Origin of the sequence: Chryseobacterium daecheongense (genome assembly GCF_003729955.1) — a bacterium.
In the GTDB taxonomy this organism is placed as follows: Bacteria; Bacteroidota; Bacteroidia; order Flavobacteriales; family Weeksellaceae; genus Chryseobacterium; species Chryseobacterium daecheongense.
Map to the genome: position 1 here is coordinate 965,084 of NZ_RJTX01000001.1, position 26,541 is coordinate 991,624.

27 protein-coding genes and 1 tRNA gene are annotated in these 26,541 nt (G+C 35.3%); 13 read left to right on the forward strand and 15 right to left on the reverse strand.

The window, feature by feature from the left end:
* Positions 1-49: 49 nt before the first annotated feature.
* The 8 genes from EGI05_RS04505 to EGI05_RS04540 form a co-directional block, all read right to left on the reverse strand.
* Positions 50-502 carry a VOC family protein gene (locus tag EGI05_RS04505; protein WP_123261854.1) on the reverse strand — a complete coding sequence of 151 codons (453 nt, stop codon included), beginning with the start codon at positions 500-502 and terminating at the stop codon, positions 50-52.
* A gap of 41 nt (positions 503-543) precedes the next feature.
* Positions 544-1,086 carry an SRPBCC family protein gene (locus EGI05_RS04510; RefSeq protein ID WP_123261855.1) on the reverse strand — a complete coding sequence of 181 codons (543 nt, stop codon included), beginning with the start codon at positions 1,084-1,086 and terminating at the stop codon, positions 544-546.
* Positions 1,087-1,106: 20 nt separating this feature from the next.
* Positions 1,107-1,478: a VOC family protein gene (locus EGI05_RS04515; RefSeq protein WP_123261856.1), complete on the reverse strand. Its 372-nt coding sequence runs from the start codon at positions 1,476-1,478 to the stop codon at positions 1,107-1,109.
* On the reverse strand, positions 1,475-1,879 hold the full coding sequence (locus EGI05_RS04520) for a hypothetical protein (RefSeq protein ID WP_123261857.1): 405 nt from the start codon (positions 1,877-1,879) through the stop codon (positions 1,475-1,477). Before EGI05_RS04520 ends, EGI05_RS04515 begins: the two co-directional genes overlap by 4 nt.
* A gap of 11 nt (positions 1,880-1,890) precedes the next feature.
* Complete coding sequence (locus EGI05_RS04525; protein ID WP_123261858.1) at positions 1,891-2,361, reverse strand: hypothetical protein; 471 nt, start codon at positions 2,359-2,361, stop codon at positions 1,891-1,893.
* An 11-nt stretch (positions 2,362-2,372) separates the two neighbouring features.
* Positions 2,373-2,828 (reverse strand): DUF1569 domain-containing protein, encoded by a 456-nt coding sequence (locus tag EGI05_RS04530; protein WP_123261859.1) that lies wholly within the window; start codon positions 2,826-2,828, stop codon positions 2,373-2,375.
* 165 nt (positions 2,829-2,993) lie between these two features.
* Positions 2,994-3,479, reverse strand: a complete 486-nt coding sequence (locus tag EGI05_RS04535; RefSeq protein WP_123261860.1) for an ecotin — start codon at positions 3,477-3,479, stop codon at positions 2,994-2,996.
* A 181-nt stretch (positions 3,480-3,660) separates the two neighbouring features.
* Positions 3,661-9,555, reverse strand: a complete 5,895-nt coding sequence (locus EGI05_RS04540; protein WP_123261861.1) for an alpha-2-macroglobulin family protein — start codon at positions 9,553-9,555, stop codon at positions 3,661-3,663.
* Positions 9,556-9,633: 78 nt separating this feature from the next.
* Between EGI05_RS04540 and EGI05_RS04545 the strand changes: the two genes are divergently transcribed.
* Genes EGI05_RS04545 through EGI05_RS04555 form a run of 3 tightly spaced genes read left to right on the forward strand, consistent with a single transcriptional unit; the run spans position 9,634 to position 11,705 of the window.
* Positions 9,634-10,329 (forward strand): UbiA prenyltransferase family protein, encoded by a 696-nt coding sequence (locus EGI05_RS04545; RefSeq protein WP_317125043.1) that lies wholly within the window; start codon positions 9,634-9,636, stop codon positions 10,327-10,329.
* Between the two features lie 3 nt (positions 10,330-10,332).
* Complete coding sequence (gene recF / locus EGI05_RS04550) at positions 10,333-11,412, forward strand: DNA replication/repair protein RecF (protein WP_123261863.1); 1,080 nt, start codon at positions 10,333-10,335, stop codon at positions 11,410-11,412.
* A complete protein-coding gene (locus EGI05_RS04555) occupies positions 11,409-11,705 on the forward strand; it encodes a hypothetical protein (protein WP_123261864.1) in 297 nt (98 codons plus the stop codon). Before recF ends, EGI05_RS04555 begins: the two co-directional genes overlap by 4 nt.
* Here the strand turns inward: EGI05_RS04555 and EGI05_RS04560 are convergent.
* From EGI05_RS04560 to EGI05_RS04570, 3 genes are read right to left on the reverse strand one after another with little or no spacing between them, the layout of a single operon-like run.
* Positions 11,683-13,716 carry a recombinase gene (locus tag EGI05_RS04560; RefSeq protein ID WP_123261865.1) on the reverse strand — a complete coding sequence of 678 codons (2,034 nt, stop codon included), beginning with the start codon at positions 13,714-13,716 and terminating at the stop codon, positions 11,683-11,685. The genes EGI05_RS04555 and EGI05_RS04560 overlap by 23 nt on opposite strands.
* A 13-nt stretch (positions 13,717-13,729) precedes the next feature.
* Positions 13,730-14,374 carry a monofunctional biosynthetic peptidoglycan transglycosylase gene (mtgA, locus tag EGI05_RS04565; RefSeq protein ID WP_123261866.1) on the reverse strand — a complete coding sequence of 215 codons (645 nt, stop codon included), beginning with the start codon at positions 14,372-14,374 and terminating at the stop codon, positions 13,730-13,732.
* A 41-nt stretch (positions 14,375-14,415) separates the two neighbouring features.
* Complete coding sequence (locus EGI05_RS04570; protein ID WP_123261867.1) at positions 14,416-15,462, reverse strand: ABC transporter substrate-binding protein; 1,047 nt, start codon at positions 15,460-15,462, stop codon at positions 14,416-14,418.
* A 45-nt stretch (positions 15,463-15,507) separates the two neighbouring features.
* On the opposite strand from EGI05_RS04570, the gene EGI05_RS04575 reads away from it, so the two are divergent.
* Positions 15,508-15,581, forward strand: a tRNA-Arg gene (locus tag EGI05_RS04575).
* Positions 15,582-15,714: 133 nt separating this feature from the next.
* Here the strand turns inward: EGI05_RS04575 and EGI05_RS04580 are convergent.
* Positions 15,715-16,938 (reverse strand): site-specific integrase, encoded by a 1,224-nt coding sequence (locus EGI05_RS04580; protein ID WP_123261868.1) that lies wholly within the window; start codon positions 16,936-16,938, stop codon positions 15,715-15,717.
* A gap of 309 nt (positions 16,939-17,247) precedes the next feature.
* Between EGI05_RS04580 and EGI05_RS04585 the strand changes: the two genes are divergently transcribed.
* From EGI05_RS04585 to EGI05_RS04620, 8 genes are all read left to right on the forward strand, one after another.
* A complete protein-coding gene (locus EGI05_RS04585; RefSeq protein ID WP_123261869.1) occupies positions 17,248-17,952 on the forward strand; it encodes a hypothetical protein in 705 nt (234 codons plus the stop codon).
* A gap of 399 nt (positions 17,953-18,351) precedes the next feature.
* On the forward strand, positions 18,352-19,107 hold the full coding sequence (locus tag EGI05_RS04590; protein WP_123261870.1) for a hypothetical protein: 756 nt from the start codon (positions 18,352-18,354) through the stop codon (positions 19,105-19,107).
* Between the two features lie 6 nt (positions 19,108-19,113).
* Positions 19,114-19,872 (forward strand): hypothetical protein, encoded by a 759-nt coding sequence (locus EGI05_RS04595; protein ID WP_123261871.1) that lies wholly within the window; start codon positions 19,114-19,116, stop codon positions 19,870-19,872.
* The gene (locus EGI05_RS04600; RefSeq protein ID WP_123261872.1) at positions 19,872-20,669 is read left to right on the forward strand and encodes a hypothetical protein; all 798 of its coding nucleotides are present in this window, start codon (positions 19,872-19,874) and stop codon (positions 20,667-20,669) included. The genes EGI05_RS04595 and EGI05_RS04600 overlap by 1 nt, the downstream gene beginning before the upstream one ends.
* A 213-nt stretch (positions 20,670-20,882) precedes the next feature.
* Positions 20,883-21,473 (forward strand): hypothetical protein, encoded by a 591-nt coding sequence (locus tag EGI05_RS04605; RefSeq protein ID WP_134197367.1) that lies wholly within the window; start codon positions 20,883-20,885, stop codon positions 21,471-21,473.
* Between the two features lie 34 nt (positions 21,474-21,507).
* Positions 21,508-22,068, forward strand: coding sequence for a hypothetical protein (locus EGI05_RS04610; RefSeq protein WP_123261874.1), 561 nt, complete (start codon positions 21,508-21,510; stop codon positions 22,066-22,068).
* 120 nt (positions 22,069-22,188) lie between these two features.
* Entirely contained in the window at positions 22,189-22,611 is a 423-nt protein-coding gene (locus EGI05_RS04615; protein WP_123261875.1) for a transposase, read from the forward strand.
* Positions 22,587-22,928 (forward strand): helix-turn-helix domain-containing protein, encoded by a 342-nt coding sequence (locus EGI05_RS04620; protein ID WP_123261876.1) that lies wholly within the window; start codon positions 22,587-22,589, stop codon positions 22,926-22,928. The genes EGI05_RS04615 and EGI05_RS04620 overlap by 25 nt, the downstream gene beginning before the upstream one ends.
* A gap of 189 nt (positions 22,929-23,117) precedes the next feature.
* Here the strand turns inward: EGI05_RS04620 and EGI05_RS04625 are convergent, their stop codons facing one another.
* The 3 genes from EGI05_RS04625 to EGI05_RS04635 all read right to left on the reverse strand — a co-directional run bounded on the left by EGI05_RS04625 (position 23,118) and on the right by EGI05_RS04635 (position 25,220).
* Positions 23,118-23,726 carry a DUF4142 domain-containing protein gene (locus EGI05_RS04625; RefSeq protein WP_123261877.1) on the reverse strand — a complete coding sequence of 203 codons (609 nt, stop codon included), beginning with the start codon at positions 23,724-23,726 and terminating at the stop codon, positions 23,118-23,120.
* Between the two features lie 111 nt (positions 23,727-23,837).
* Entirely contained in the window at positions 23,838-24,299 is a 462-nt protein-coding gene (locus EGI05_RS04630) for an Lrp/AsnC family transcriptional regulator (protein WP_123261878.1), read from the reverse strand.
* Between the two features lie 369 nt (positions 24,300-24,668).
* Positions 24,669-25,220, reverse strand: a complete 552-nt coding sequence (locus EGI05_RS04635; RefSeq protein ID WP_123261879.1) for a DUF7010 family protein — start codon at positions 25,218-25,220, stop codon at positions 24,669-24,671.
* Positions 25,221-25,913: 693 nt separating this feature from the next.
* Here EGI05_RS04635 and EGI05_RS04640 point away from each other — a divergent pair.
* Positions 25,914-26,474 carry a hypothetical protein gene (locus tag EGI05_RS04640; RefSeq protein ID WP_123261880.1) on the forward strand — a complete coding sequence of 187 codons (561 nt, stop codon included), beginning with the start codon at positions 25,914-25,916 and terminating at the stop codon, positions 26,472-26,474.
* The last annotated feature ends 67 nt before the right edge of the window (positions 26,475-26,541 follow it).

A 26,541-nucleotide genomic window follows, 5' to 3' on the forward strand; every position in this document is an offset into this window, starting at 1 on the left:
AAATTCCGCCAGTTATTTTTACCTATGTTCCGTATATATAATATGTATATTACGGATGTTGCTGCATTTTAGCAGGATCATCGTAATTTACCATCCAGTTGATCCCGAATTTATCCGTAAACATTCCGAAATAAGCTCCCCAGAATGTATCTGCCATTGGCATTGTCACCATTCCTCCTGCCGATAAACCTCCGAATAATTTATCCGCTTCTTCTTTAGATTCTGCATTGATAGAAATTGAGAAATTGTTTCCCGCCTTATAGTGAGAAGCCCATTCTCCTCCGGTATCACTTCCCATTAGAACAGTTTCTTTAGAAATAGGAAGGGAAACGTGCATAATTTTATTCTTTTCTTCTTCAGACATTTCACCACATTCTTCTGATGGAGGCATTTCCCCAAAAGTTCCGATGTAAGGATATTCTCCTCCGAAAACTGATTTATAAAAGTCGAATGCTTCTCTGCAATTTCCGTCAAATGTTAAGTAAACGTTTACTGATGCCATAATGTTTCTTTTTAAAGTTTAGTTTATAAGTTGTTTTTGTATTAAGGTTTTTCAGCCATAACTTTCAATCTTGAAAGCCCTTTTTCATAATCTTTTCCAATAGCATCTTCCATATTCATGAATAGCTTCATAACAGTGAAAGGATAAGGAATTTTTGAGGTAAATCCCCATGTTGCTTTGCTTCCGTTTCCTTCCGGAACTACCGTTACATAAGCATTGGCTTCGCTTTTATAAGGAGTCAGAAACTGGATGGCAGTTTCTATTCTTTTACCTGCTGCATCTACTTTAGTGACTTCCTGACAGCCTTTCCCTGCTGCTTCTTTCTGACTTTCCCAGCAAACCTTTTCTCCCGGCTGCCCTGTGGCTCCTGTCCAATCTTTTTTCATTGCAGGATCAAGGTCATTCCACGGGCTCCATTGATCCATGGCTTTCAAAGTATTGGTATTCTGCCATACTTTTTCCACAGGGGCATTGATGGATATTGATTTTTCATATTGGCAGTCTCCTGAAACAAAAGCTGCAATGACCAACCACAGGATCAGGATGGATGCCAAAATCATGATAATTCCTTTAAGTATTCTCATCTTATTTATGTTTTTAATTGTTATCTGTGCTGGTCTATCAGTATTACATTTCCATCCGGATCTTTTAAGAAAATATGGGCTGGCCCGGAAGTGGATTCATCGGCTTCTTTATCAAGCTCAATATTGTTTTCTTTTAAATGTTTCTGAATATCACGAACATCATCAAAAGATTCCAGATTGGCCGCATTTTCGTCCCATCCCGGATTGAATGTCAGCATATTTCCCTGAAACATGGCCTGAAAAAGACCAATCAGGGTATTCCCGTTTTTCATAATGAGATAATTGTGCTCCATACTTCCTCCCATGGAACTGAAGCCTAATTTTTCATAGAATTCTTTTGATTTCTGAAGGTCTTTTACACTTAAACTTACTGAAAATGCGCCTAATTTCATATTGCTTTTTTATTTACTGCTAATCTGTACCCTACTATAACCAATACCCAAACCAGGATTCCTAAAACCCAGAACCAAATGGGTGTTGGCAACATAGCTAAATTGACAATGGTAATGATCACGAAGATTACTCCACAAATAATGGCATATCTGTTTTTACCATCATTCGCTACTTTTGTTGAAACAAATCCTGCAATCAACGCCCCAAAAGCATAAGCAATAATAACAAAAAACAACGCCATAAAAGGAGCGTTAGGAATATATTCTTTCATGGCCTCCATATCATCGCTTTTCATTCCTGCCGGTAACGGATATAGATAATGGCCAAGCATTTCAATGGCTGCAATAGCAAGTGAGCCCGTAATAATACCGGCTACTACAGATAGTATTCTTCTAAGCATAGTGTATAGTTTTATTGGTTTTTCAAGCGGGTTTTGAAGTCCAGTGTTCCATCATAACTTTTCCAGTTTCCGATGAGTTCTATGTACTGGGCTTCAATTTTCTCTGTTTTTTTGTTCCATTTAAAGGTATAAATGAATTTTCCTTTGAAGATGCCTGAATGCTTGCCTTTATTTTCTTCCGCCAACTCATATTCGCCAAATACAATCCCTTTATTTTTGCTATCCTTATATTTGGTAATAATGAATTTACCTTCAAATTTTGCATAAGAAGTATCTACAAGCGAATAGCCGGAAACAAAGTATTCCTGGTCATTTTTTTTGTTCTGTTCGGAAATGTTCACCTTCAGTTTGATTTCCTGATGCTGATCACCTATTGTTCCCGTATAAGGCTTACTGTTATTGCGCCATACATTAGAAATATCCGGCATCTGAGCCAACGCAAGATTGGAAACAAGGATGAGGAATAATAAAATTTTTTTCATATGTTTTGGTATTAAACTCCAAATTGTGCTAAGTGGTGGTTCAAATGTTTAGCGAACATATTGTTCCATTCCTGAGCGTTCAATTTTCCGAATGAGAAAGATTCTTTGCCATCAAATGCGGAAGCTCCCAACTGTTGTGTTTTCTGAATAAAGCCGATGAGTCTTTTCTTTTCTTCATCAAAGTCTTTTCTGTCTGCAATAATAAACTGTGGTGCTGTAGGACCATCTTTCGAGTATGCTTTATCTCCTACCACTTTAGGTTTCACAAAGGTTTTAAGGATAAATTTAGCGATTGAGCCCGGCTTTTTATGTTTTTCCGGCTCATACACCATTTCATAAGAAACGTTACAGTGCGCCAACATCTGATCAACAGTCATTTTTCCCCACAACCCTTGAGTATCCGGGGTAAGTTTATTGATTCTATCAATGTAATTCTGAGCATCTTTTGCGTCAAATACGTTTTCCATACTTTGTTCGTTTGTTAAAGAACAAATATATCAGTTTTTTTGAATCAATTTATATTCTTTTGAAAAAACCGTGAAAACCCTGTGGGACAAGAAACTAAGTATGAGTTCGGGGTAATAAAGAAAACCGCCTCGCAAAATTTGCGAGGCGGTTTTTTATAGTTCAAATTATTTTTGAGTTGCTTTTTTCATTGCATCCGGACGTAAAACCCTGTATCGTACTTCCAGATCTTTAGGAACGTAGAACACCAAAGGTAGCTTACTGTTGTATCGTACAACCTGTGGCTGAAGAGTCACAAACTTTTTCGTCAGTTTCGGGTCAATACAAGCCATTAGTGTTCCGCCGGTTTCCCCTTTGGATTCCACTTCATAATAATTGTAACCCCATCCCTGTAAATCCTGGGTTTTTACATCTCCTATCAAAAAGTGTTTATTACAATCCAGCATTTTTTCAGCTCCTACAAAGAATTCAACTTTTAAATCGTTTTCGTTCTTGGCCACCGGAAGCTGAATATACACTTGCTTATATCCTTCCTTTGCTTTTGGGAACATCTCAATCTGCAGCTTTTCAAATTTTTCTCCTTTCTTTTGGGCAAAAGCATTTACACCCATCAACATTACTAATCCTGTAATTACCGTTTTTGAAAATTTCATTTTGTTTTGTTTTAAAAAAATTTACTACTTCCCTATAGCCAAAAATCATTCCAAAGTTAAACGTATGTTTAATTAATTTGATTATCATCTTATTATAGCTGCAAAAATTTAAGGGTGAATATTGCTAATCAAATTATATATCATAAAAAAACTGCAGTTTTTTTATGATTCACTTTAAAATTTACTCCGAAATTATCACACTACTTCCTTTTGTATGGGCATTCATCTGCGGCGCATAGTAATTCTGCATCGTAGTAATCCCATTGGAGAATTTCCCGGCTGCATTCGCTACGAAGTCATATTCGAATACATATTTTCCTTTCGGCATGTATTCTATATAGAAATTGGTTGAGGCATCTTTTGTCGACTGGTAATACCCCAGATTGTTCTTCCATTGATAACCGGACAGCACATCCACAGGCTCAAATCCGGCAGCACGCATATCCTTAAGATGGATAAATTCCATTGGGCGATCTGTATTCAAGATCATTCTTACGGTTACCTTATCTCCTATTTTCAAAGGTGTTTCCGGTGAGATCTTTTGCAGTTCTTCTCCGTTCACTGTTTTCACCTTTTTATACAGCTCTTTGGTAATGGATATATAGTTTTCTGATGATTTGATCTTATCCAGGTCTTCATAGTATTGCCAGAACAACCCTCCCTGAACAATTCCCGGGCCTGGTTTTGTAACAGTAACAGTGGCTAAGTTCTTATCTAAAACATCAGTTTTCACAGCAGATTTTACATAGCCTGTTGCTTGAGTTTGAGGCTGTAACTCTTTTCCGCCCCAAACGATTGTTGCTTTATCACTTTCAGCACTTGTCCATGATTTTCCTGAATTTAAAATTGTGAAGATCACTTCTGAAGTCCCTCTTGAACTGCCCCATGAATTCACTTCTTTCTGGGTAACCAGCCAGATCTTCATGTCTTCAATGAATTTCTGATCGTTCGGCTTCAATTTGTTGAAGGCTTCTAACGCTCCTGCATGGTTCACTACTTTTGAACTGAACCAGCCCCAATCATTAAAGTTCTGCTTCCAGTATACTCCCTGGGTTTTGGTATCTGTGGAAGTTTCCTTTAGATAATTCATCAGTTTATCAGAAGTTTCTTTCAATCCATAGTCACTCATCAACAAAGCGGCACGATGCAATCCGAAGAAAGTGAAATCAGTTAATTTCGCCGTCTTCGCTTTTTGTTTTACTAAAGATTTCAGGGTTGCTCCTTTTCCTTTCAACGGATATTGTTTTTCCCAATAGTTTCGGGTGTCAAGATACTCCAGTGTCCAGTTATTCCAAACATTTTCTTTCTTCACATCCCAATATTTATCGATTTCATTATCCACGTATTTAATAAGTTTTCCTACCATTTCATTTTGAGATGAAGTTTGGTAATCTTTCACATTATCTTTCAACCATGTATTTATTTTCCCTAGATTTTTAAGTATGTATAATGATACCCCGTAAGAGCTTGGATACCCTGAATACCAAGAAAAACCACCATCCGGATTCTGAAGTTTAACAAAGTCATCCCAATCCTGATTAATTGAATTTCTCATCGTATTAGCATCAAAAAGTCTTGCCAGTTTCTGCATCTGTTCTTCCTCATTTTTGCTTTCCAGCACCCACGGTGTTTCTTCCAATAATAGCTGCTTCAATTCCTGATTTTTCTCAAGATTGGAATTCAATAATCCTTTGCTTTGGTATTCTTCGAAAACGGTTTTCATTTTCGGGTTAGCTTTGAATATTTCGGAAGCAAGAACATCGGCAAACCATTTATTGAAGATGACATCCGCAGAATTATTCTGGTCATTTTTCAAGCTTGGAAGGGCAAACATGATCTCCCAGATCGGATTGGTAGTAAGTTCTAATGTATTGGCAACATTCGAAATGGTTGATGAATTGGCATCAGCAAGGTTATCCAATACAAACGTCTTGGTTTCTCCTTCTTTTACGAATACAGGAACGGCATCAGTAACCAGCATTCTGTTGGGTAATACGGCAATGGCCTGTTGTTCGCCATCAGAGAAAGCTCCGGCTTTAGCCACCACTTTGATGATAATGGAGGAAACATTATTCGGAACTTTCAGCTTCCATGTTAAAGCTGTATTTCCGTTTTCATTCAAATCAAAATTCTGAGTTCCACCACTAATCCCAAACTTGGAGGAAATATCTTCATTCGTAAAGGCATCCAGGATTTGTAAATTCGCGGAACCGTTAAGCTTTTTACTGCTTAGGTTAGATAGTTTTGACTGTAAGCTCAATTCATCCCCTTCTCTTAAAAATCTCGGATAATTAGGGGTGACTGAGAATTCTTTCTGAGTTACGACTTCTTTCTCCAATGTAGCTGCTCTTGCATCTTTTGTATGCGCTAAGAACATCAGTTTCCATTTTGTTAATGCTTCCGGAGAGGTAAATTCAAAATTCACATTGCCTTCTGCATCGGTTTTCAAATCCGGATAGAAGAAGGCGGTTTCGTTCAGATTTTGACGAACAGGAACTTTATCAAAAACAGCATTAGGGTCTTTGACGTCCGTAAATTCTGCCTTCTCTTCCTCTGAAAGTTGTCTTCCAGAATTCGTGACATCAATTGCTGCATCAGCCATCTTTTCTTTCTTTGCTCTGGCCGTAGCATAACCTCTTATCACTACACTATCAACACTTTTTTCAGCCACAGGGGCAGGCATGGCTTCAACCTGAACTCCGTAAACACTTCCGGCTAATGCCTGATTTATAATATTCCCATCAAACCAGTTGAAATAAGGTACTTCAAGGTATTTTCTAGGATAATACGGCTGTCTTTTCTGGTAATATTTCTGAGCCAGATATTCTCTAATGTCATACGAAGTAATGATCGAATAAGGAGTGTATAACTTCTGCCAATCAAAAGTATTAATAGCAAATTGGTCCAAAGACATATCATACATATTGGCCAACACTTCGGCATTGATCTTTTCTTTATCATTTCCGGAAATCTTCACCGACCATTTTTCTTTAGAATTAGGTTCCAGCTTATCCCGGAAAGTCACGGTTTCAATTTTCAACGGTTTTTCTGTATCTTTAATTTTTAGATTAACAGATTGTGTCTGTACATCATTAAATGCCACCAACTGGAACTGCAGATTCAGATATTCTACCGCCTTATCTTTAGGAACATCCACGGTATATTCCAATACTCCGTTTTTGAACGGATGTACTTCTGAAATGGTTTTTCCGGAACCATCCTGTACAAAAACATTCACCAAAGCTCCCGGAATGGCAGAATATACAAATACTTTAGCTTTTTCTCCTCTTGAAAATTCTTCTTTAGGTTCCAGTACTGTTAAGAATGTTTTCTGAACAGGCTTTAAGGCTTTTTTATCCCAAACACTAAAGTTTTGAGAAGATTTTATCGTATCTTTTCCTTCAATATTGTACAATTCCAGCTGATAATCTCCCGCTTCCAGCTTTCCAAGATCCAGAGATTCTTCACTTCTCTTCTCCCCGTTCAGAATAACAGATGAAGTTTTCCAATTTTTCAACTCGCCATTTTTATCAAACCGGTCATGTGGAAACTTACTGATGAACTCATCTTTTGAAAATTTCGGAAGGTCCTGAACCGCAGATTGGAAGTTCTCTCTGAAAATCCTGTTCGGTGTTTCCAGTTTGGATAATTTAACCTGGTAAGATTTTTTCAGGTTTTGCTCGTTATAGTTTTTGGTTTCAACTTTCAGCTTTACATTATCTTCGGCAAATACATTTTTGATTTCTTCTGCTTTAATATAATGAGAAACCGATGCTACTTTTAACTGAGTATCCGCAGATTGGGTTTCACCATTGATATCCGTTACTGAGGCATTAATTTCATAATTATCAATCTGAATTCCTTCCAGCTTTTCGTCTTTTTTAAGATCTAAGCGGATCACAAATTCTCCTTTATCATTGGTTTTTGCTTCGCCAAGAATGGAATTTTCATTATCATTTTCCTGAGGGTACCACCAGAAATATCTCCAACGGATATTGCGTTTTTTGATTTCATAGTTTACCGTGGTATTGCTTAACGCAACTCCGGAAAACATCATGGCTTTCCCTTTTAATTCTATAGTTTGTCCGTATCTGTATTCCTCTTTTACGGGTTCAAAAGTGACTTCAAACTTCGGCCTTTTGTATTCTTCAACTCTGATATCTTTATATCCTTGCTCACTGCCATCTGTTCTCAAATAAAATACTCCATTCAGCTTTCCTTTCGGAAGAGTGAAGCTTCCATGATAAGAACCGAACTCATTGGTCGTAAAATTCTGAGAAGATACTTCTTCGCTGTTGGCATCCAACAAAGTGATTTTTTGTTTCGCTCCGGAAACTACAGATTCTATTTCTTTATCTATTTTGGTATTGATGACTTTAAAATAAACGGTTTGCCCAGGTCTGTAAATTGCTCTGTCTGTAAAAATCTGAGCTTTTGTACGAAGCTGTTTATTCGGGTCATAATCTTCATAATCATTATCACCGTACATCTGCATGATCTGGAAATCATTAGTTTCAGGCTGCTGGATCAGGAAAGTTCTGTAATATGCTTTATTGGCTGTTTGCGGAAATTTGAAAACACCTTTATCATTAGTCTTGCCATTGACTTTATTAATGGATTGGTCATTAACGAATTCATGAAAAATAAGGTTTCCATTGGCAACAGGCTTCCCGTTTTCGCTGTTTACCAGTTTCAATTCATTGGAAATAGGCTTTCTGTCTGATTTGGTCTGATAAATAACCTTGTTATTGGAAACCAGGAAATAAAAATTCTGTCTGGCAATGTCTTCATTTTTTTCTGTTCCAACAGTGTATTCAGCAAGATAAATTCCTGACGGAAGCGGTTTGATCTCCACAGAAGTCTTATGAATCTGATAATCTTTAGGATCAGGCAATTGAAATTCTTCTTTTCTTACAAGGTTCTTTTTGATTTTGGTATAGGTATCCCTATAAGAATTCTGAGCATATTGTAAAAATGAAGAAATATCTTCTTTTACCTGGTAAATATTCAGAGAAAATTGAGTTGTATTTTTATATTCAGCTACCAGATGTATCGGCAGATTACTTTGGGTCTGCTGTTCGTATCTGATATTAAGGGTCGGATTCGTAATCTGGCTTTCTTTATTTTTAATGTTTTCGATGAAAGGGGATTTGGGATACTGGCTTTTTGCTTGTGCAGCCAATGCCAAAGCTTCTTTTTCCTTTTTCTTTACAATCAGTTCGTTCATGATCTCTTCTATGATCACCACTTTGTAATCTCCTTCTACATTAGATTTCGCAAGACTCTGTAGCTGTTCCAATCTATCTTTGCATTGGTTGAAACTGCAGTTCTCCTGCAATTTCTGATGCATAAAATACAGCTTGGAATTCCCATTGTTCTGAGCGATCAGTTCATCAAAGGTCGTGTTGATCTCATTCCTGTTTTCTGCCAGTTCATTTTTTGTGAATAATTGATTATCTGAAAGGAAGCTGATCTTTTTCAACGAGTACCATTCCCATAAAGTCGGGAAATATTCTATATCTTTTGTATTGGAAAAAACATCTTCATATTTCTTTAAAGGAATCTTCTTCATTTCCTGTTTCTGCTGATCAAGTTCCTTGAAACTTTTAGCCAGATAATTTTTAAAATCGAGCTTGCTCCAGGTTTCGATCTGTGAAAGATCCTGCGAATTCAGATTCGTTCTTCCATTGATTCTCCAAGAGTTCTGCTGATAATAATCCATGAAAAAACTGTTCAGCAGTGCGCTATATGCTAATTTTTCTTCTCCCTTCAATTGTTTCTCCACATTTTGAAGTTTTCCGAAGAATTTCGAAGCAGAATCATTCTGATCATCATCCGAAGTCCTGTTCACAATACTGAATTCTGCTTTCAGGGAACGGATGAGTTGAAGTGCATTATTTTCTTTCATGGCATGGTTTTGTATGTCTAAAACAATGGGAAGGTTAGATTTATACGCTCCTTTTTTACTATTCTCTGCTATTTTTTTCCACTGATCGTCATAATATTTCTGGCCGGAAACCGCCGAAAAACTTAGTAGGAACAGGAAAAGGATAAAAATCTTGGAAAATCTTTTCATAAATGTTATTTTTGATCGATGAACTTTTTAAAAATACTGAAAAAATCTGTTATAGATAGTCAATTTTATGTCTCTATAATGGGAACTCTTTTTGCAGTATTTTTCATGGAAGAGCAAAACACGTTCCGTTTCCCTACAGTATTTTTGATTTTGATCACTTATTTCAGCGGTTATCTGTATACAAAGTATCAGCATACCAAGCATTTTTTCAAAATTCTTATTTTTAATGGAGTTGCAGGATTCATCTGCGCGCTTCTGATTATTTACAATCATAATGAAGTCCGACTGCTCAAATGGTTTATCATTGTTGTTTTGGGGCTTCTGTATAATAGTTTTTTTCTTGATGTTTATATCCGGAAAATCCCTTTATTAAAAGTATTCTATGTGGGATTGGTTTGGGGACTGGTAAATTGCTGGCTTACATTGCCTCAATTCAATTTTCCCATTTTTTTTATTAGTTTTTTTTTCATCACCGCTTTGGTTCTTCCTTTTGACATCCGGGATATGAAAAAAGACAGGGTACAGACTTTTCCTCAGCTGATTGGTATTCAGAATACAAAATACATTGCCTATCTGCTTATTTTTATCAGCAATATTCTGTCAATTTTTTATCTGAAATATGATTATGCGGTTGCTTTTTTTCTAACTGGTATCGTTACTTATATCCTCATTTATTTTTCCGAAAATGAGAGGGATGATGCTTATTTTTCTTTTGGAGTTGAAAGCTGTTCCGCACTTCCTTTTTTATTTTTAGGAATAATGGAGTATTTTTGACGAATGATTATTAAGAAGCTTTCCCTTTACAATTTCAAGAACCACTCTGAGAAAAAGTTTGAGTTTTCTCCGCAGATCAATTGTTTTGTGGGAAATAACGGTGCTGGAAAGACAAATATTCTTGACGCCTTGCATTATTTGTCTGTTGGAAAAAGCTTTTTAGGAAATACAGATTTTAATAATATCAAGAAGGACGAAGATTTTTTCACCATTGATGCTGAAATCCTGAATGAGGAAAGCGAAGATATCATCAAAATCTCCCAGCCAAAGGAAGCAAAAAAGATCATCAAAAAAAATGACAAGAACTATGACCGGATAGCGGATCACATCGGTTATCTGCCAAGTGTGATGATCTCACCCTATGATTCGAACCTGATCTCTGATTCAGGAGAAAGCCGCAGGAAGTTTTTAGATTCCATGATCTCTCAGACTGATTCGGAATATCTTTTTGACCTGATTCAGTATCAAAAAACAATCCAGCAAAGAAATGCCTTACTAAAATATTTTGCTAAAAACCGTGTTTTTGATCAGGACTCTCTGGAAATTTATGATGACCCGATCATTAAGTTTGGGACCAAAATTTTTGAAAAAAGAAAGGATTTCGTCACTCAGCTGAATCCGATCGTACAAAACTTTTATCATATTATTTCAGGCGGAAAAGAAACTGTTTCTGTGATCTATGAATCGCATTTGCTTGAAAATTCTTTTGGAAATTTATTAAAGGAAAGCCTGGAGAGAGATAGAATGCTTACCTATACTTCCAAAGGAATTCATAAAGATGATCTGCTTTTTGAAATGGATCATATATTAATCAAAAAAGTGGGTTCACAAGGACAGCAGAAATCATTTTTAATTTCTCTGAAGCTTGCTCAAATGAGCCTGGTGAAAGAATTAACAGGAAAAACACCTATTCTTTTACTGGACGATATTTTTGATAAACTTGATGATTACAGAGTTTCTCAATTAATTGAATTGGTAAATCAGGAAAACTTCGGACAGATCTTTATTACGGATACGCATAAAGAACGTACAGAGAGTGTGGTGAAGAAAATCAATGAAGAAAGCATCATTTTTGAGATATGAAACAGAAGAAAAAACGCGAATATCAATCCTCGGAACTTGTAAAATCTTTTGCCAGAATCTATGGCTTTGAAGATAAGCTTGTTGCGTTTGAGATTAAAGATTTCCTTGAAGAGTATCTTGACGAAAGTCTTTTTAATGAGATTAAAAGTGTTAATATTCAGAATAAGGTAATCATGATTACCATCAATTCTCCATTACTGAAAAATGATTTTAAAATGCGCAAAAGCTTTTACTTGAAAAAATTTCAGGATAAATTCGGAGCTGAAAAGTTTAATGATCTTCAGATTTTGTAGACAAAGTGCTGTTCATGAGATCATCTGCTTTTTTATCCAGCCTGGAACGTATCGGAAGGAAAAATTTAAGCGGATGCTTGATAAAATATCTGAAAATCTCTTTGTAAATCTCACTTACCTGCCCGAAGTTCAGCTTTCTTGACCTGAATGCCAAAAACATTGACAGGGTAAAACTGACTAAGAAATTGAAAAAACCAATCACAAAAACGGTAATAAAAGATATCCAGAAGGTGTAACTGTCTACCGTAAAATCTTTTCCATATAACCCCAATGCAAAGTTTCCTGCCGCAAAAGTAATGTGACGGATGTCCAGATCCAGTCCCAAGAATAATCCTACCGGAGCTGTAGCGCCCAGAAATACCCCAAACCAGAAGTTGGAAACAATTCCCGGCCAGTTTTTAGCGTAATATTTCGAAAGGCTTTTGGCAAATCTGGCTCCAAAAAATTTTTTGATGGAAAGGTTTTTGGCTATTCTTTCTGGAATTTGGTAGAAAACCGAATTATTCCCTATGTTTCCGGAAATGATCCCGGAAATAAAAAGATAAAAACCTGCAATACTTGCGTGTAAAATAGCTTTTGACTTGAATGGGTCTAAATCTTTAAGAAGCTTATCCGATTTATCGATCGCAAGATTTTGTGAGAAAAAAACATCCAGTCCGTAAATAATAGCCACTGCTATAGGAAAAGAAAGCAATACGTTTCCTACAAAGGCGATAAACTGGCTTCTGAAAAGCTTTGAAACAAGGTGTGCAAATTCCGTATTATTTCTGGTATTATTTTCTCCTTCAGATAACACTTTGGTCATGGTAGCCGCAGTCATCGCAGGCTGTTTTGTTGCCAACGTGAATCCCATCAGGTAAATCATGATGAATCCCATCGCATAGTTCATGGAATACATGAAGGCATGGGAAAAATCACTTCCCGGAATATATCCGTAAAGCATTTTCAAGACACACAAAGCGCCTACAATAATTCCGCCCCCACTCGCCTTATAAAACATTTTCAGGTATTCCTTTCTTGTAGAAGTGATATAGTGTGTTCCTGTTTCTGCGGTGTGGTTGGTAATCAGATGAGAAATTAACCTCGTACTGTCATTGACGAGCTCTGAAATATTATTTTTATGCGATTTATAGCTTAAAACATTAAAAATTAATTGCTTGGAATTAATCATCAGATCTTCTTCACTATCAATAACAAGCAAACTTACAATGTCGTAAATCCTTTGAATCTGTTGCTGGATTTTTAAAAGTGACTGGTTGATCTTTCCGGAAATTCCGTATTTGGATGAATTTTTAAAAGCAATATTCACGAATTCCAAACATTGCTCAATATAGATTTTAATTTGTTTATAGCGGCTGTCTTTAGAATGTAATTGAAGTTCAGGATCGTTTTCCAGCTCTTCTGTCAATGCCTCCAGTTCATTTTGCAGGGCGATGAACGGATTATCAAAATTCCTGTACTCCGGAGCCATTCTTACCACATCCACTTCCATCGCCATCCCTGTCACTCTCCAGGAAAGGATATTCATTGCAAAAAGCATTTCCTTTTTCACCCTGATTTCTTTGATGAAATCTGAAGCATCAAGCATTCTTAAGAATTCATCGATTTCGTTTTCAGGAAGGTTGTGAAGGTATTTTAAATCTTTTTTGGGGCGGAGACTCACGTTATCAATCATATACCACACTGTGTTTTCATTTTCCACAGGAGGTAAAACCGTATTAAGTATCCTCTTTTTAAGCTCGGGAAAGAAAGCATTCTCCGAGAGGATATTGGCTTCCGTTAAAGATAAATTGAAAGGTTTCCCTTCAAAAATATTATGGATATAATACTTGAAGTGGTCCAGAAAAACCGGATTGCTCTTGAAGAAACCAAGAACATTGGTAAAATCAGTTCTTTTTACAGCCTCCAAAAATTCTGCAAACGGCTCTAAAGAACGGGTTTCATTCTTAAAAGAAAAGTATTTTTTAAGAACAGCTTGAAAGTCTTTTGTACCGGAATTTAGAAATTTCATTGGTACAAAGATACTATTTCAAACTTACATTCCTCATTTGTCTCATGATCCAGTTGTGCTTCTTGTTCAGATATGCTGATGGATTTTTAGGATCATACTTTTTAGGATTAGGCAATACAGCTGCAATCCATGCCGCTTCTGATCGGGAAAGATCTTTGGAAGATTTTCCGAAATAATACTGTGCTGCTGCTTCCACCCCGAAAACCCCTTGTCCCATTTCAATGGAATTCAGGTATCTTTCAAGGATAATATCTTTGCTCCATACTTTTTCTATGATGAATGTGTATACAGCTTCCAACCCTTTTCGGAACCAGCTTCTTCCCTGCCATAGGAAAATGTTTTTGGCCGTTTGCTGGGAAATGGTACTTCCACCACGGATCTTTTTTCCTTTTTCGTTATACTTCATGGCTTTTTCAATGGCGGTATAATCAAATCCGTCATGACTGAAAAATTTCTGGTCTTCAGAAGCAATGACCGCTTTTTTCACGTTATCTCCCATTTCATCATAGGAAATGTAATCGCGGTGCAATTTTCCATATTTAAAAAGGCCTCCGATCTGTGTGATGGTAATGGGCGGATTGAAGAATCTTCCCCAGATAATAAATACTACATTCAGTATCAGAACGATCAACAGAATTTGCTTGATTTTTTTCCACATAACTTTTTAATAGGAACTGCAAAAATAACAAATCCTCCGGGTTATCGCAATTCTTTCATATAAGTCAACTGATAATCCGGCAGCAATTCAGGATGAAAGATTTTAATGTAATCTTTGAGAATCAGGTCGGATCTTACCACTCCGCTTTCAAAGAAATCATTGGCTTTTTGTATTTCTCTTCCGGTGATCACATATATTTTTCCTTTGTTGAAAACATCCAGCTTACTGTATAGTGAGTTCATGCTCAGCATTTCTTTTTTAGAAACATGATTCCCTGCGTTTACCCAATATTGTACGCCTCCTGTTTTAGCATATACTTCTTCAAAATTCATGGTAACTGCCTTTTCCTCGGTATTATTTTTCAGGATATATTCCGCATTGGCATCTGAAATATAATGGGCTGTAGATGTTTTTCCTCCCGGAAGGTACCAAATATCTCCATACATGATATTAGCAAGTACAATAGGCTTGGTTTGAGCTTGCAGGGCCAGTTGCTTCAGTTCGTTATAATTCCTTTCAACTTCGTCATATTTTTTTTCCGCTTCTTTATCTTTCCCTAACAATTTCCCGAAAAGCTTGATATAAGCCGTTTTCTCAAGAGGCTTCTGCTCCATATATTCATCCAGAAATATCACTTTGATCCCATTATTTTTCAATAATTGATAGGTATTGTCAAAACTGGCAATATAGTTGGTGAAAACCGCATCGGGTTTCAGAGAGATGATCTTTTCCACTTCATATTTCTGCTCGCTTCCTACGTTAAGAATTTTACCTTGTTTCAATAAGTTTTGAATTGTATCAGAATAGATATATTCAGGGCTAGACACTCCGGCAATAAGATTTTCTGCACCTAACTCAGAAATATAACCCGCCATACTTGCATTTAGTAAGACAATTTTTTTGAAAGGAATCTGATCTGTTTTGAAATCATAGGTGAAATTCCCGGATTTCAGCTGGAAAGTTCCGTTTTGCTCCTTGTATTGTAAGTGATTTGAAATTAAAGTCCAATCTGACGATGATATTTTTTGTTCTCTTTTACAGGAGATTAAGACTAAAAAGGCAAATAATAGTAAAATTCTTGATTTCATCTTTCAAAGAAAGCAAAAAAGTGCTATATTTGCAAACCTAAAACAGGGTGCATAGCTCAATTGGATAGAGCGTCAGATTACGGCTCTGAAGGTTGGGGGTTCGACTCCTCCTGCGCTCACTTCTTGGGATAAGTCTAAAATGATAGACTTATCCCTTTTTTATTTCTGCTGAATCCTTGCATATTTTAGTTTTATCTCATAAAATGGACGTTTTTGCTTGCAAACTAAAAATAAGAAAACGATGGTTTCTTCTTATACAATCTGTCTTTCCTGATGTATCTTATCGAAATAGTTACCCAGGCTGAGAATGCGGTTTTCATCTACCGGATTAATATATTTCAGAAACATTTGTTCAGTACTGTGTCCGGTAGCTTCCATTAACAGAGGAGTGGGAATTTTGCCGTAAAAATTGGTCGCAAAGCTCCTTCTCCCTATATGACTGGTCAGTACTTCCCATTTTTTCACCTTTAAATTTTTCACCCTGTGCCCTATCCTTTTTACAGCATTTATAGATTCATCTATTTGAGCAATCTGTGCTATCTTTTTGATATGGTTGTTATAGTTGGTGGGTGAAAGTTTTTTAGGGAAATTATTATGATTTCTTTCTATGATTTCCAAAATAACAGGATGTACAGGTAGTAATACTTCTTTTTGTGTTTTTTGCTGCATAAAAGAAATACATATTCTATCGTTTATTTCCGTCAGTTGTTCAGTGCAGAATTTCATAAAATCTGATATTCTCTGTCCTGTATAACAACTTATCAAAAGCCAATCTTTAGCAGCCTGTAACTCTTGAGGAACATCTGTTTTTTCTATTTTCTGTATTTCGTTCTCTGTAAGATTAATTACGTTTCTTCTTTTCCTTTCCTTTCTTATATCAATCTCCCTTATATTGGTTCTTATACCTTTTCTTTCTGCAAAGTTTAAAATGGTTTTAATAAAATGAATCGTTCTATAGATGGTATTTTCACTATAAGCTTCTTCTTTACCAAAAGAAATGAAATTTTTGACAAAATCATTATTAACAGCACTTAAACAAGACCTTTGAGCCATATATCCATCAAACCTTTCGACAAGGTTGAAAAATACTTTATACCTTTTATAAGTTGACCGGCAGATGTATTCCTTTTTAGCAGAAATATAACTTTTGATAAAGTAAAGAAGAGAATCCACGGGATATTCAATTTCATCCCTGCTACAGAGGTCTTGTATTTTTTTTGAAAAAGCTTTTGGAGGCAAGCCTTTATCTATACAATCTGTTAAGAGTATTTTTAAAGCATCTAATTTTGCATTGATTTTTTTATTTTTCTTCAAGTAAATATTACTGGGGCGTTCTTTTTGGCTATCCCAGTCTTCTTCAGAAATTTTTAAAGGAGTTTTGCATTGAAAAAGTAATTGATCTGATTGATTTTTTACTATTAGATGAATGTTTTTTTTTAACTGTTTTTGCTCAGAAATAAAAAAAAATAAAGTCATAGCTTATGGATATTAGATTAATTTCCAGCTAAGATATGACAAAAGGTAGTCCTATTTAGACTACCTTTTCAAGGCAAAGATAGGACAATATTTTAATTATACAAATAAAAATACAAAAAAGTAACATTTTACATTACAGAGACTTAGCAAAAATAATAGTATTCATGAAAGAAATGATTTAAAATAATATATGTTCAACATAATTTTATTATGAATATTATTTGCTTGAGAAAAATGTTTATAAATAAGAAAATAATTTAAAGAAATAGTCTAAATAGGACTACTTATTATAAACATAACACAAAAAAAATGAAACGACTTTTATTACTAGGCTCTCTACTATTTTCAGTAGATGCCTTCTGCCAGGTAGGTATTAATACAAGTACCCCACAGAAAACACTTCATGTAAATGGCTCTCTACAAATTACGAATGAATTAAATGTTGGAGGTAATGCCTCTACAGCCGGATCAGCCGGAACATCAGGGCAGGTTCTTACATCAGGTGGGCCCGGTGTTGCTCCTTCATGGACTAATATAAATTCAGTAAGCGGAACAATAGCTTCTGCAAACTATGTACAGGGAACTACTACTTTAACAGTCCCTCAAGGAACCACTGCTGATGTTCCAGGAGTCTCGATAACACTAACTGTCCCTGCAGGAAAAACCCAAACTTTTTTGTTTACCATTTTGGGATATGCTTCAGGTTTAACGTACGAATCAACCCAAGGAGTTTTTTCTTTATTACAAAATGGGGTTAAGATATCATCTGCATTTGCATCGAAAGCAGGCTATTTCCCTTCTTCCACCGCAGGGCAGGAACTATGGAACATGCCTGTTCCTGTAACGTTTCTAAAATCGGTAACCCTTGGACCTGGAACCTATACTTTCAAAGTACAGTATACATCTTGGTGGGGAAGCAGTGATGTTAATCTCGTTCCTTCGAGCTATGGGGGTTACAATGGAGATACAGAAGCCATGCTTACTAAAATGCAGGTTTTAGTCTATAATAACTGATGATTGAAAACGATGCAATCATAGTAACAGCAGAAAATTTTTCTGTGGTAGCTAAGAAAACATTCCCGAAATGTCAGTTCATTCAACAAGTCTAAGTTTTTTCATAAGTTTTTGTAGGGCGGATAGGTGTGAATATTTGTCCGCCAATTCTTAAAACAAAGTATTTATGATGTGTTTTAGGAATTCATTTAGAGCTCAAGAAAAGTGAATTATACATTCTATTTTTTATATAAAAGTAGAAAAGCCTAATGAGATTGTAGATGTCCTAAGCCCCTAATTATTATTTCCCTTCAAATATATATGTTCCGATATCACAGATGATGAGAAAGAAAAAGGGGGCTTAGTTTTATTACAAGACCAATATATCATTTAACAGAATTTACGTCAAAAATTAAAATTATGAAAAGAATAATAAATTTTCTGTTTGTCATCAATGCCTTATATCTGAGTGCACAACAAGGAAGTGTAGGTATTGGTACAACTAATCCTGATGCTTCAGCTATTTTAGATGTAGTATCATCAAATAAAGGATTGCAGCTTCCGGTAGTTTCTCTTACTTCCACTACCGATATTACTACTATACCGAATCCAAAAACCGGTTTTATTATTTACAACAATGCTGTTGCAGGTTCCGGAAATACTTCTGTTAATAAAGGTTTATATGCATTTAATGGCACAGGATGGGAAAGGATGTGGACGAAATCTGATGTAAAAACCGAAATAGATAAAATCCCTTTCATAACACCAGTGTTTGCAGCAAGTAATATAGCTGCTTCAGGAAGTATCGCAGCAGGTACAATTACCAATCTCACCTTCAATACCCTCCATAAAGACTTACCGGCAGGAGCGCAAGGCGGACCTTCTTACACAGGATACAGAATCCAACAGGCAGGAGGATATGTGATCTCTTATAATGTGGATATCAGGAACGTATCGGGAGACACCACAGGTGGGGCGATGGTCTATGTACAGAAAAACGGAACCGATCTGTGTACTTACGGAACTTCAAAGGTATATCAGTATGGAGGAGTTTCAAGTACATGCACAGTGAAGCTGGCGGTAAATGATCTTATTACATTCAGAGCACAGTCTTCAAATGCTGCCTATCAGATAACCAATCCTAATGTTTCTATTTCGAAAATATCAAATAATTAAAATCTTATGAAATCTAAATTACTAAGTGTATTTCTGGGATTAATTATGATCATGAATCATGCCCAGATAGTTATAGGATCAAGCAACGCATCACCGGCTGCTGCCCTGAAGCTTGATTCAAATAATAAAGCATTAAGAATCCCGAATTTATCTATAACAAGCAGAACAGATGCAACAAACCCAATTTCGTCACCTGCAACAGGAGTCATGCTTTATAACATCAATTCAAGCATTACTAATGATATTACAAAAGGAGTAGGATATTGGGGAAGTGATAACCAATATCATTCTCAGGCAACCCCTACATCAGCCGATGAAATTGTTTCCACTTCTCAAATTCCCTCGCTAATCTTCAGTGCAGCTATTGGACAAAAACCTATTACTGCTTCGGGAAGCGCCGCAGGTGGAAGCTGGACCAGACTTTCTCTTATCACATCTGAAATATTGTTTGATAAATACGCTGCATGGGATAGTACAACCAACCAATATAAAACACCTTCTACAGGTATATACATGCTGGAGTTTATTACCGATATGTCAAATACAGGGAATAACGGAGGAACTAGCACTCATAGGATTTTGAAAGCAGCAGCTCTTATGGTAAGTGCTTCCGGACGAGACAGCGTGATTAACAACAGAATGTACACAACGTTGATTACTACTCAAAATTTAACATTAAATGACCTTCTTGCCTTTGAATACATCTATACTGCAAACAATTACAGAATACAATCAGGGACTCTTAATATCTACAAATATCAATAATGATGAAAACACAAATTACATATATAATATGCTTATTAGCTACTTTTAATTTAAAGGTCAATGCTCAGGTGGGTATAGGTTTAAACAACCCGGATGCAAATACTATTCTGGATTTATATAGTACCAATAAAGGGTTGCTTATTCCCCGGATACAGCTTTCGGGAATCAATGATACTTCTACGGTTCCGGTAACATCTTCCTCCAGCTCACCTGAACAAGGGACTTTAATTTATAATCTTTTAGATAGCGGAACTTCACCCAATAATGTATTTAAGGATACTTTTTATATCTGGACAGGCACACAATGGGAAAGTATTGGAGAAGTAAATGATATTCGTACTGAAATCAACAATAAAAATACTACTCAGGTATTATTTGCCGGAAGCCCGGCTGTAGTAACTGCAAGCTATACAATGCCTAACTATTCAGCATGGACCACAATGAATTTTTCTACTGAAAGATTAGATTTGGGAAACACTCATACAGCAGGTACTTTTACAATTCCTGCAACAGGATTGTATTCATTCTTCGGAGATGTTTCATTAGGTTTATCAAGTCCAAACGGAGTCGCTAAAGCTTTTGGGGCACGCATCTTCAATGCGACGACTTCTACGGTATTAGCGATTTCATATTTTGGAACAGGAGCCGGAGGAAATGGAGGAGATATGCCTTTATACTGGATGGGAAATTTACCTGCAGGTACACAGATCCAGATTCAATATCGCGTAAGAGCTGATTTTTCCAGTACATTGTCTACAAGCGCTAATTCCAACATAACACTAAGAAAGCATTTTTGAAAAAAACATTAAAAGAAATTCTCTTTCATATTTAAAATATTAGAGTTATGAAAAAAATTAACTTCTTGTATATTCTTACTATCACCATTTATCATTTCCTCAGCTAGATTTAACATTAGATAAATACTTCAGTGATGTCATCTCCTCAGGGATTTTAGTTTTTGCATCAATATTTATAAATACAGGAAATAAAAACCATTTAAAACACAAAAAATGAAAATTAATATTTTAATTCTAAATGTATTAATTCCAGGTTGTCTGCTTAGTCAAGTTGGAATTAACACAACCAGTCCCACTAAAACATTGGATGTCAACGGTGAAGTGAGAATACGAACCCTTAATAATGTCAGTTTACCAAATGTGATGTATCTAGTTGCTGCCGATTCACAAGGCAACTTATCCCGAGCAACTCCTTTTGATACCATGTATTCTTCAGGAATATATGTAAGCTCAATAACCAACAATCAATGGAGTAATATAAGAATGAGCACTAAAGGCACTCGTCTTGATTTTGTTGGAAGAGCCGCTATGGGAAGCGGAATAGATTTTACATTTTCTGTTTTCTATGATTATGGGGCAGGTTTCAGTATAATATCTTCTCCCGTTATAGAAGGAGGCAGTTCGATAAATGTGTCCGGTATTTCTGCAACATCCTTCAGGGTATCTATTACCAGTGGCGCTACAACAGAAAACTTCTTATTCACGATTTCTGTACCTTCTTCGGATTTGGCCAATATAGTAGCTTCTAATATTAATGGAATAGTAATGAAAGGGACTTTTGTTTCTGAGCACAATATGTCATAAATCATAGCTAACTTCTAAAAGCACTACACTAAAGATGAAAAAAATTATATTGGCATTGTGCGCAATAGTATATTTTCATGGCCAATCACAGATTGGAGTTGCTATTATTTCTCCAACAAATACTTTAGATGTGAATGGAGAAACCAGGATCAGAACATTGGCAGACATACCATCCCCTAATGCATCCACTCTGTTAGCCACCGATAACAGCGGAGTGATGAAAAAGACAACTTTTTTTGATGCTATATATTCTTCAGGATTATATACCCGAAGTTTATCAAATGACAATTGGAACAATCTATATGTCGGAACAAAAGCCTGTCGACTTGATTTCGTGGGAAGAGTCGCTGATAGTGGTATTGACTTTACGTTTTCAGTATTATACAAAATAGGTGTCGGATTTCAGGTTGTGTCTCAAAACAATGTTGTTATCATACCTATTAATGCTACAACTTTTCAAATATTTATTTATGTCGGAGCGGTTTATACCTGCAAATTGACGCTCTTGGGAAATATGGCAAATATGAATGCTGTTAAAACCTTAGGAGGGGGTTGGATTCAGGGAACTTTCAGGAGCATTCCCATTTTGAATTAAGCAATCTGCCGAAAGATTGAGCATAACTTAAAAATGAAGAAAATATATCGATGATCAACAATTGACTAAGTAAGTATCATTCTGCTGAATGATTTACAAGGGTAATATAAAATAGAGATAATGGATTTTAAAGAGATACACATAGGAAAAATGATTAAAAAGAGAGTTACAGAATGCGAGATGGATACATCCCGCATCTGTAACTTTTTTAAATGTACTGTTGAAGAAATTGAGAAAATGTATGAGGAGAAAGGTCTGGATTCTGAAATATTATTGAAGTGGTGTAAGATTTTGGGATATGATTTTTTCAGAATATATTCTCAACATCTCATATTATATTCTCCACCATTTAAGATAGAGACAAAAAAAAAGTTAAAAAAATCTTTACTGCCAAAGTTTCGGAAAAACATTTATACTAAAGAAATAATAGATTTTATTTTTGAACAGATCGATTCCGGAAAAATGACAAAAAATGAAGTAATTAAACGATACAGGATTCCTAAAACAACACTATACAAATGGATAAGCAAATACAAGAAATAAATCAGCCTGATTATAAGCAAATATATATTGATATTATTACCGTAAAATTTCCAGAGAAAATGGAGAAATGCTTTTTTTTACTTAATAAGAAGGAGCTGTCCGATATAGATATTATAGAGCTCAACAAAAGGGTTTTTGAAACAGAGGATCTGGAAACTGAAAAATTTAATCAAAAACTCCGCTCTTATAATACATCCTCCATAATAAAGATTTTAGATTATCAGCAGAAAAACAGCTTAAATAATACTCAATTAGCAAAACATTTTAAGTTAAGTCGCAACACAGTGGCAAAATGGAAGAAAATGAATATATGTTAGTTAATATCAACAAGGTAATCTATTAAAAAGGCCGAATTAAAGACTATCTTTCTCAGAATAAAGGTTTTAAAGCCAGATAAGATCAAACTTCGTACCCGGACTGCAATTGCAACAGTTCCCGTTATCATTGAGTGCGAGATAAGATAGAGAATCCTGCCAAATGGCAGGATTCAGTATTATTTTAAGTGATTATTTTACGGCACTCTTTGCCTTTTCAGATTCCATCAGGTGATGTTCTAAAGTAGGCAGGGTTTTACTTGCAAAAGATTTCAATGATGCTTCCGTACCTTCATTCGCCTGCTTTTTAAATTCAGCAATATCCTTTTGATGATCCTTCACCATAAGATCCGTGTATGCACGGTCAAATTCTGCTCCTTTTTTTGCTTTCAAATCATCATATTCCTTTTGTTTCTCGGCATCTAATCCGGCAGGCAAAGTATACCCCGCTGCTGATGCCCATTTCTTCAATTCATCATTGGCTTTACCATGGTCTTTCACCATCATACTTCCCAATGCTTTTACCGCCGTATTGTTTCCATTACTAGCTGCAAGTTCCCCCATCATTACCTCCATCATTCCACCTTTTGCAGCAGCATCCGCAAATTTTTTGTCCTGATCACTCAGAGAATTTGCTGTTCCGGCATCCGTCACTGTGGCAGAATCATTGACATTCATCGTAGAATCGGCAGGAGCAACCATTGCAGAACTATCTGCAGATTGATCAACGGCCGTAGTTTCATTTTTTTTGCACGCCACTATAGCAGCAACTGCTAACAGGGCTAAGATTGAATTTTTCATATTATAAAATTTAGTGGTTAATTGAAATACAACAATTTATCTGCCAAAATAGGAATCAAAAAAACCTCACAAAATTCGTAAGGTTTTCATATTGTATTTAAAGTAATGTTTTTATATTGTCAATCCATGAATGTTTTTCACCTGAGCCATTACGAATGTACTGTGGGTACTGCCAATAGATGGTACAGCACCTAAAATATTGAAAACAAAATTCTGGTATTGCTTCATATCCTTAACATATACTTTAAGGAGAAAATCAAAATCACCGGAGATACTGTAACACTCTGCAACTTCTTCAATCTCTAAAATTTCCCGTTCAAATTCAATCGCCAGATAGCTGTCATTGCTTTTTAATTTCAGCTGGCAGTAAACAGTAAATCCAAGATTAAGTTTTTCGGCATCCAGAATAGCCGCATATTTTTTAACATAACCTTCCTGTTCCAGCCGTTTTACTCTTTCAAAAACAGGTGATGGGGAAAGATTAACTTCTTTAGCCAACTCTTTGACAGTCAGTTTTGCATCTTTTTGAAGCAATCTGAGCAATTGCAGATCCTTATCATCCAGGTGTTCCATAGAATATTATTCTTTAAGGGTTCATTTTAACCCAAATATACAGAATTTTATTCTGAAATAATTTTAATTTAAAGTTTTTTTTGCTTAATTATTACATTATTATTATTTATTTATTCTATATATCTACATTTACACCAATCAGATAAGGATGACCAACATCTGATTTTAGTAAAAAGTAAAAAAGGGAATTTTATATTAAGATCACTTCAATTGCGGGGTGGTCTTTTTAAATCAAAAAAATAAATTAGAAAAAATTCACTCAGTTTGAATACTTTTAGGGAGGGCAGTTATACAAATTGTATAGCTGCTTTTATTTTATATAGATTCAATAAAATTTAACGCTTCTTATGCAATATCTTATTCATACTATTATTTTTTATGAGAACTATAAATAATGAAACTAAATAGGATTTCAATCAAACCACCCACCAATGAAGATATATCGGCTTCCACTTTCATGGTAAAAAGACTATATGCCGCCAATCCTAAAGCACCTCCCAACATCCAATAAAGACGTGTTCCGTAAAGACTGGCGAACGTTAAATATCTACCACCAACGATCATCATCATTCCCTGAAAGAACCATCCTATATTATTCAAAGACAAACCATAAGCTAAAGGAATACACATAATCATCCAAATTGTACCTTCCATGGCCAATTTACCAAGGGGATTATTTTTACTGTGTTGTCCTTTTATACCAATTAATTTCCCCATCAATGTTGCTAATGGAAAAATGAATACTCCACCTATCATTAAGACCCATACAGCTTGTTGAAAAGAATAAAAATAAGCGGTAAGACTAGAAACCAGCCAAACGCTACCAGAAACAAAAACGCCAATAGAACCATATCCATATCCAACCCCCATGTCCTTTTGGGCTTCAGATAAGCTATCCGCATTCAGGTCTTTATTTTCCATATCTCGTATTAATTATTATTTTAAACCAAAATAATAAATCAATGAGCACTTTTATAAAAAATACGCCCAGATGCAGGTTTATGTATACAATCATCCTGCGATATTACTATTGAATTAAAATTTTTCAACACAAGCTTCGATTTATGATGAATTTATATTCTCTTCTTTTCTCCTTATCAAAGTTTAAATGAAATCTGTCATATATTGAATTAAATATTTTACTTTACATTTGCAGCTAAATTTTATACACAATGAGAAAAAAACAATTAACAAATCTTCTTCGAGATTCATTTGACACCTTTTATTTTAATTCCGTTCATCTGTTTAACCTTTAACTTCACCTACTGGTGTAAAATCCCCAATCAGAATTAACAATTATTTCAAATTCGCATCATTTTTAGAGACAAAGAAATAAATTAAACTCTGATATTTAATAAATTAGGAAATAAAATCATTTATCATTATAAAAAACACATTTCAGAAGCACCAAAAGTATAAAAACCTCTATAAGTACCTTCAATAAAGGATTTACCAAGAGAAAAATCTACCCTGCATAGCATAATATCATTTCCCTGGCACTATCGGATATTAAAAAAAAATGCTACTTTTGCTTTAGAAAATAAAGATTGTTTTTGAATTTTTTTATTCATAATTTAGATACACCAATTTATAAAACATTAAAAATCCAGTAAAATGAGAAAAATACTTCTACTATTTACTTGCATGTTCAGTATTTCGGTTTTTTCACAAATTAAAGTGTTGAAAAACGAAACTTTAGTGGAAATTGGCAAGGATAATTCTGTAGGTCTCTATAAAAAGCAAGATAAATTCACCATCAATTACCAAGATCTTAATACCAGTAATTTAAATACATTCAGATCTTTTTCATTTTTAAATCTAAATGGAGATGTGGAAAGTCTTTATAAACTAATTTCTGACGGATTTATCGACACCCCTATTGGAAACATCACCCTTGAGCTTCCTAATGACATTATCGAACTGCATTATGAAAAGAACTACGGACAATCTACCGTACAATTTATCCAATACATCAATAAGAACAGAAAATATGTTGGAAAATCACAACTTCTGAATAAAAAGCAAATTGATAAAATCTTTGGAAAAACCAACGGGAAATCTGCTTTGTATGATAAACCGGCAACCATGAATAATGTGAACACCACATCGAAGCCATCTACAGCATCTACAGCTGCCCCATCATCTAGCAGTAAGGACAAGAAATCAAGAAAATAATTATATTTTTTTAATATTCAATAAACTCATTCCTCGTGAATGAGTTTTTTATTTCTATTTTTGCAAA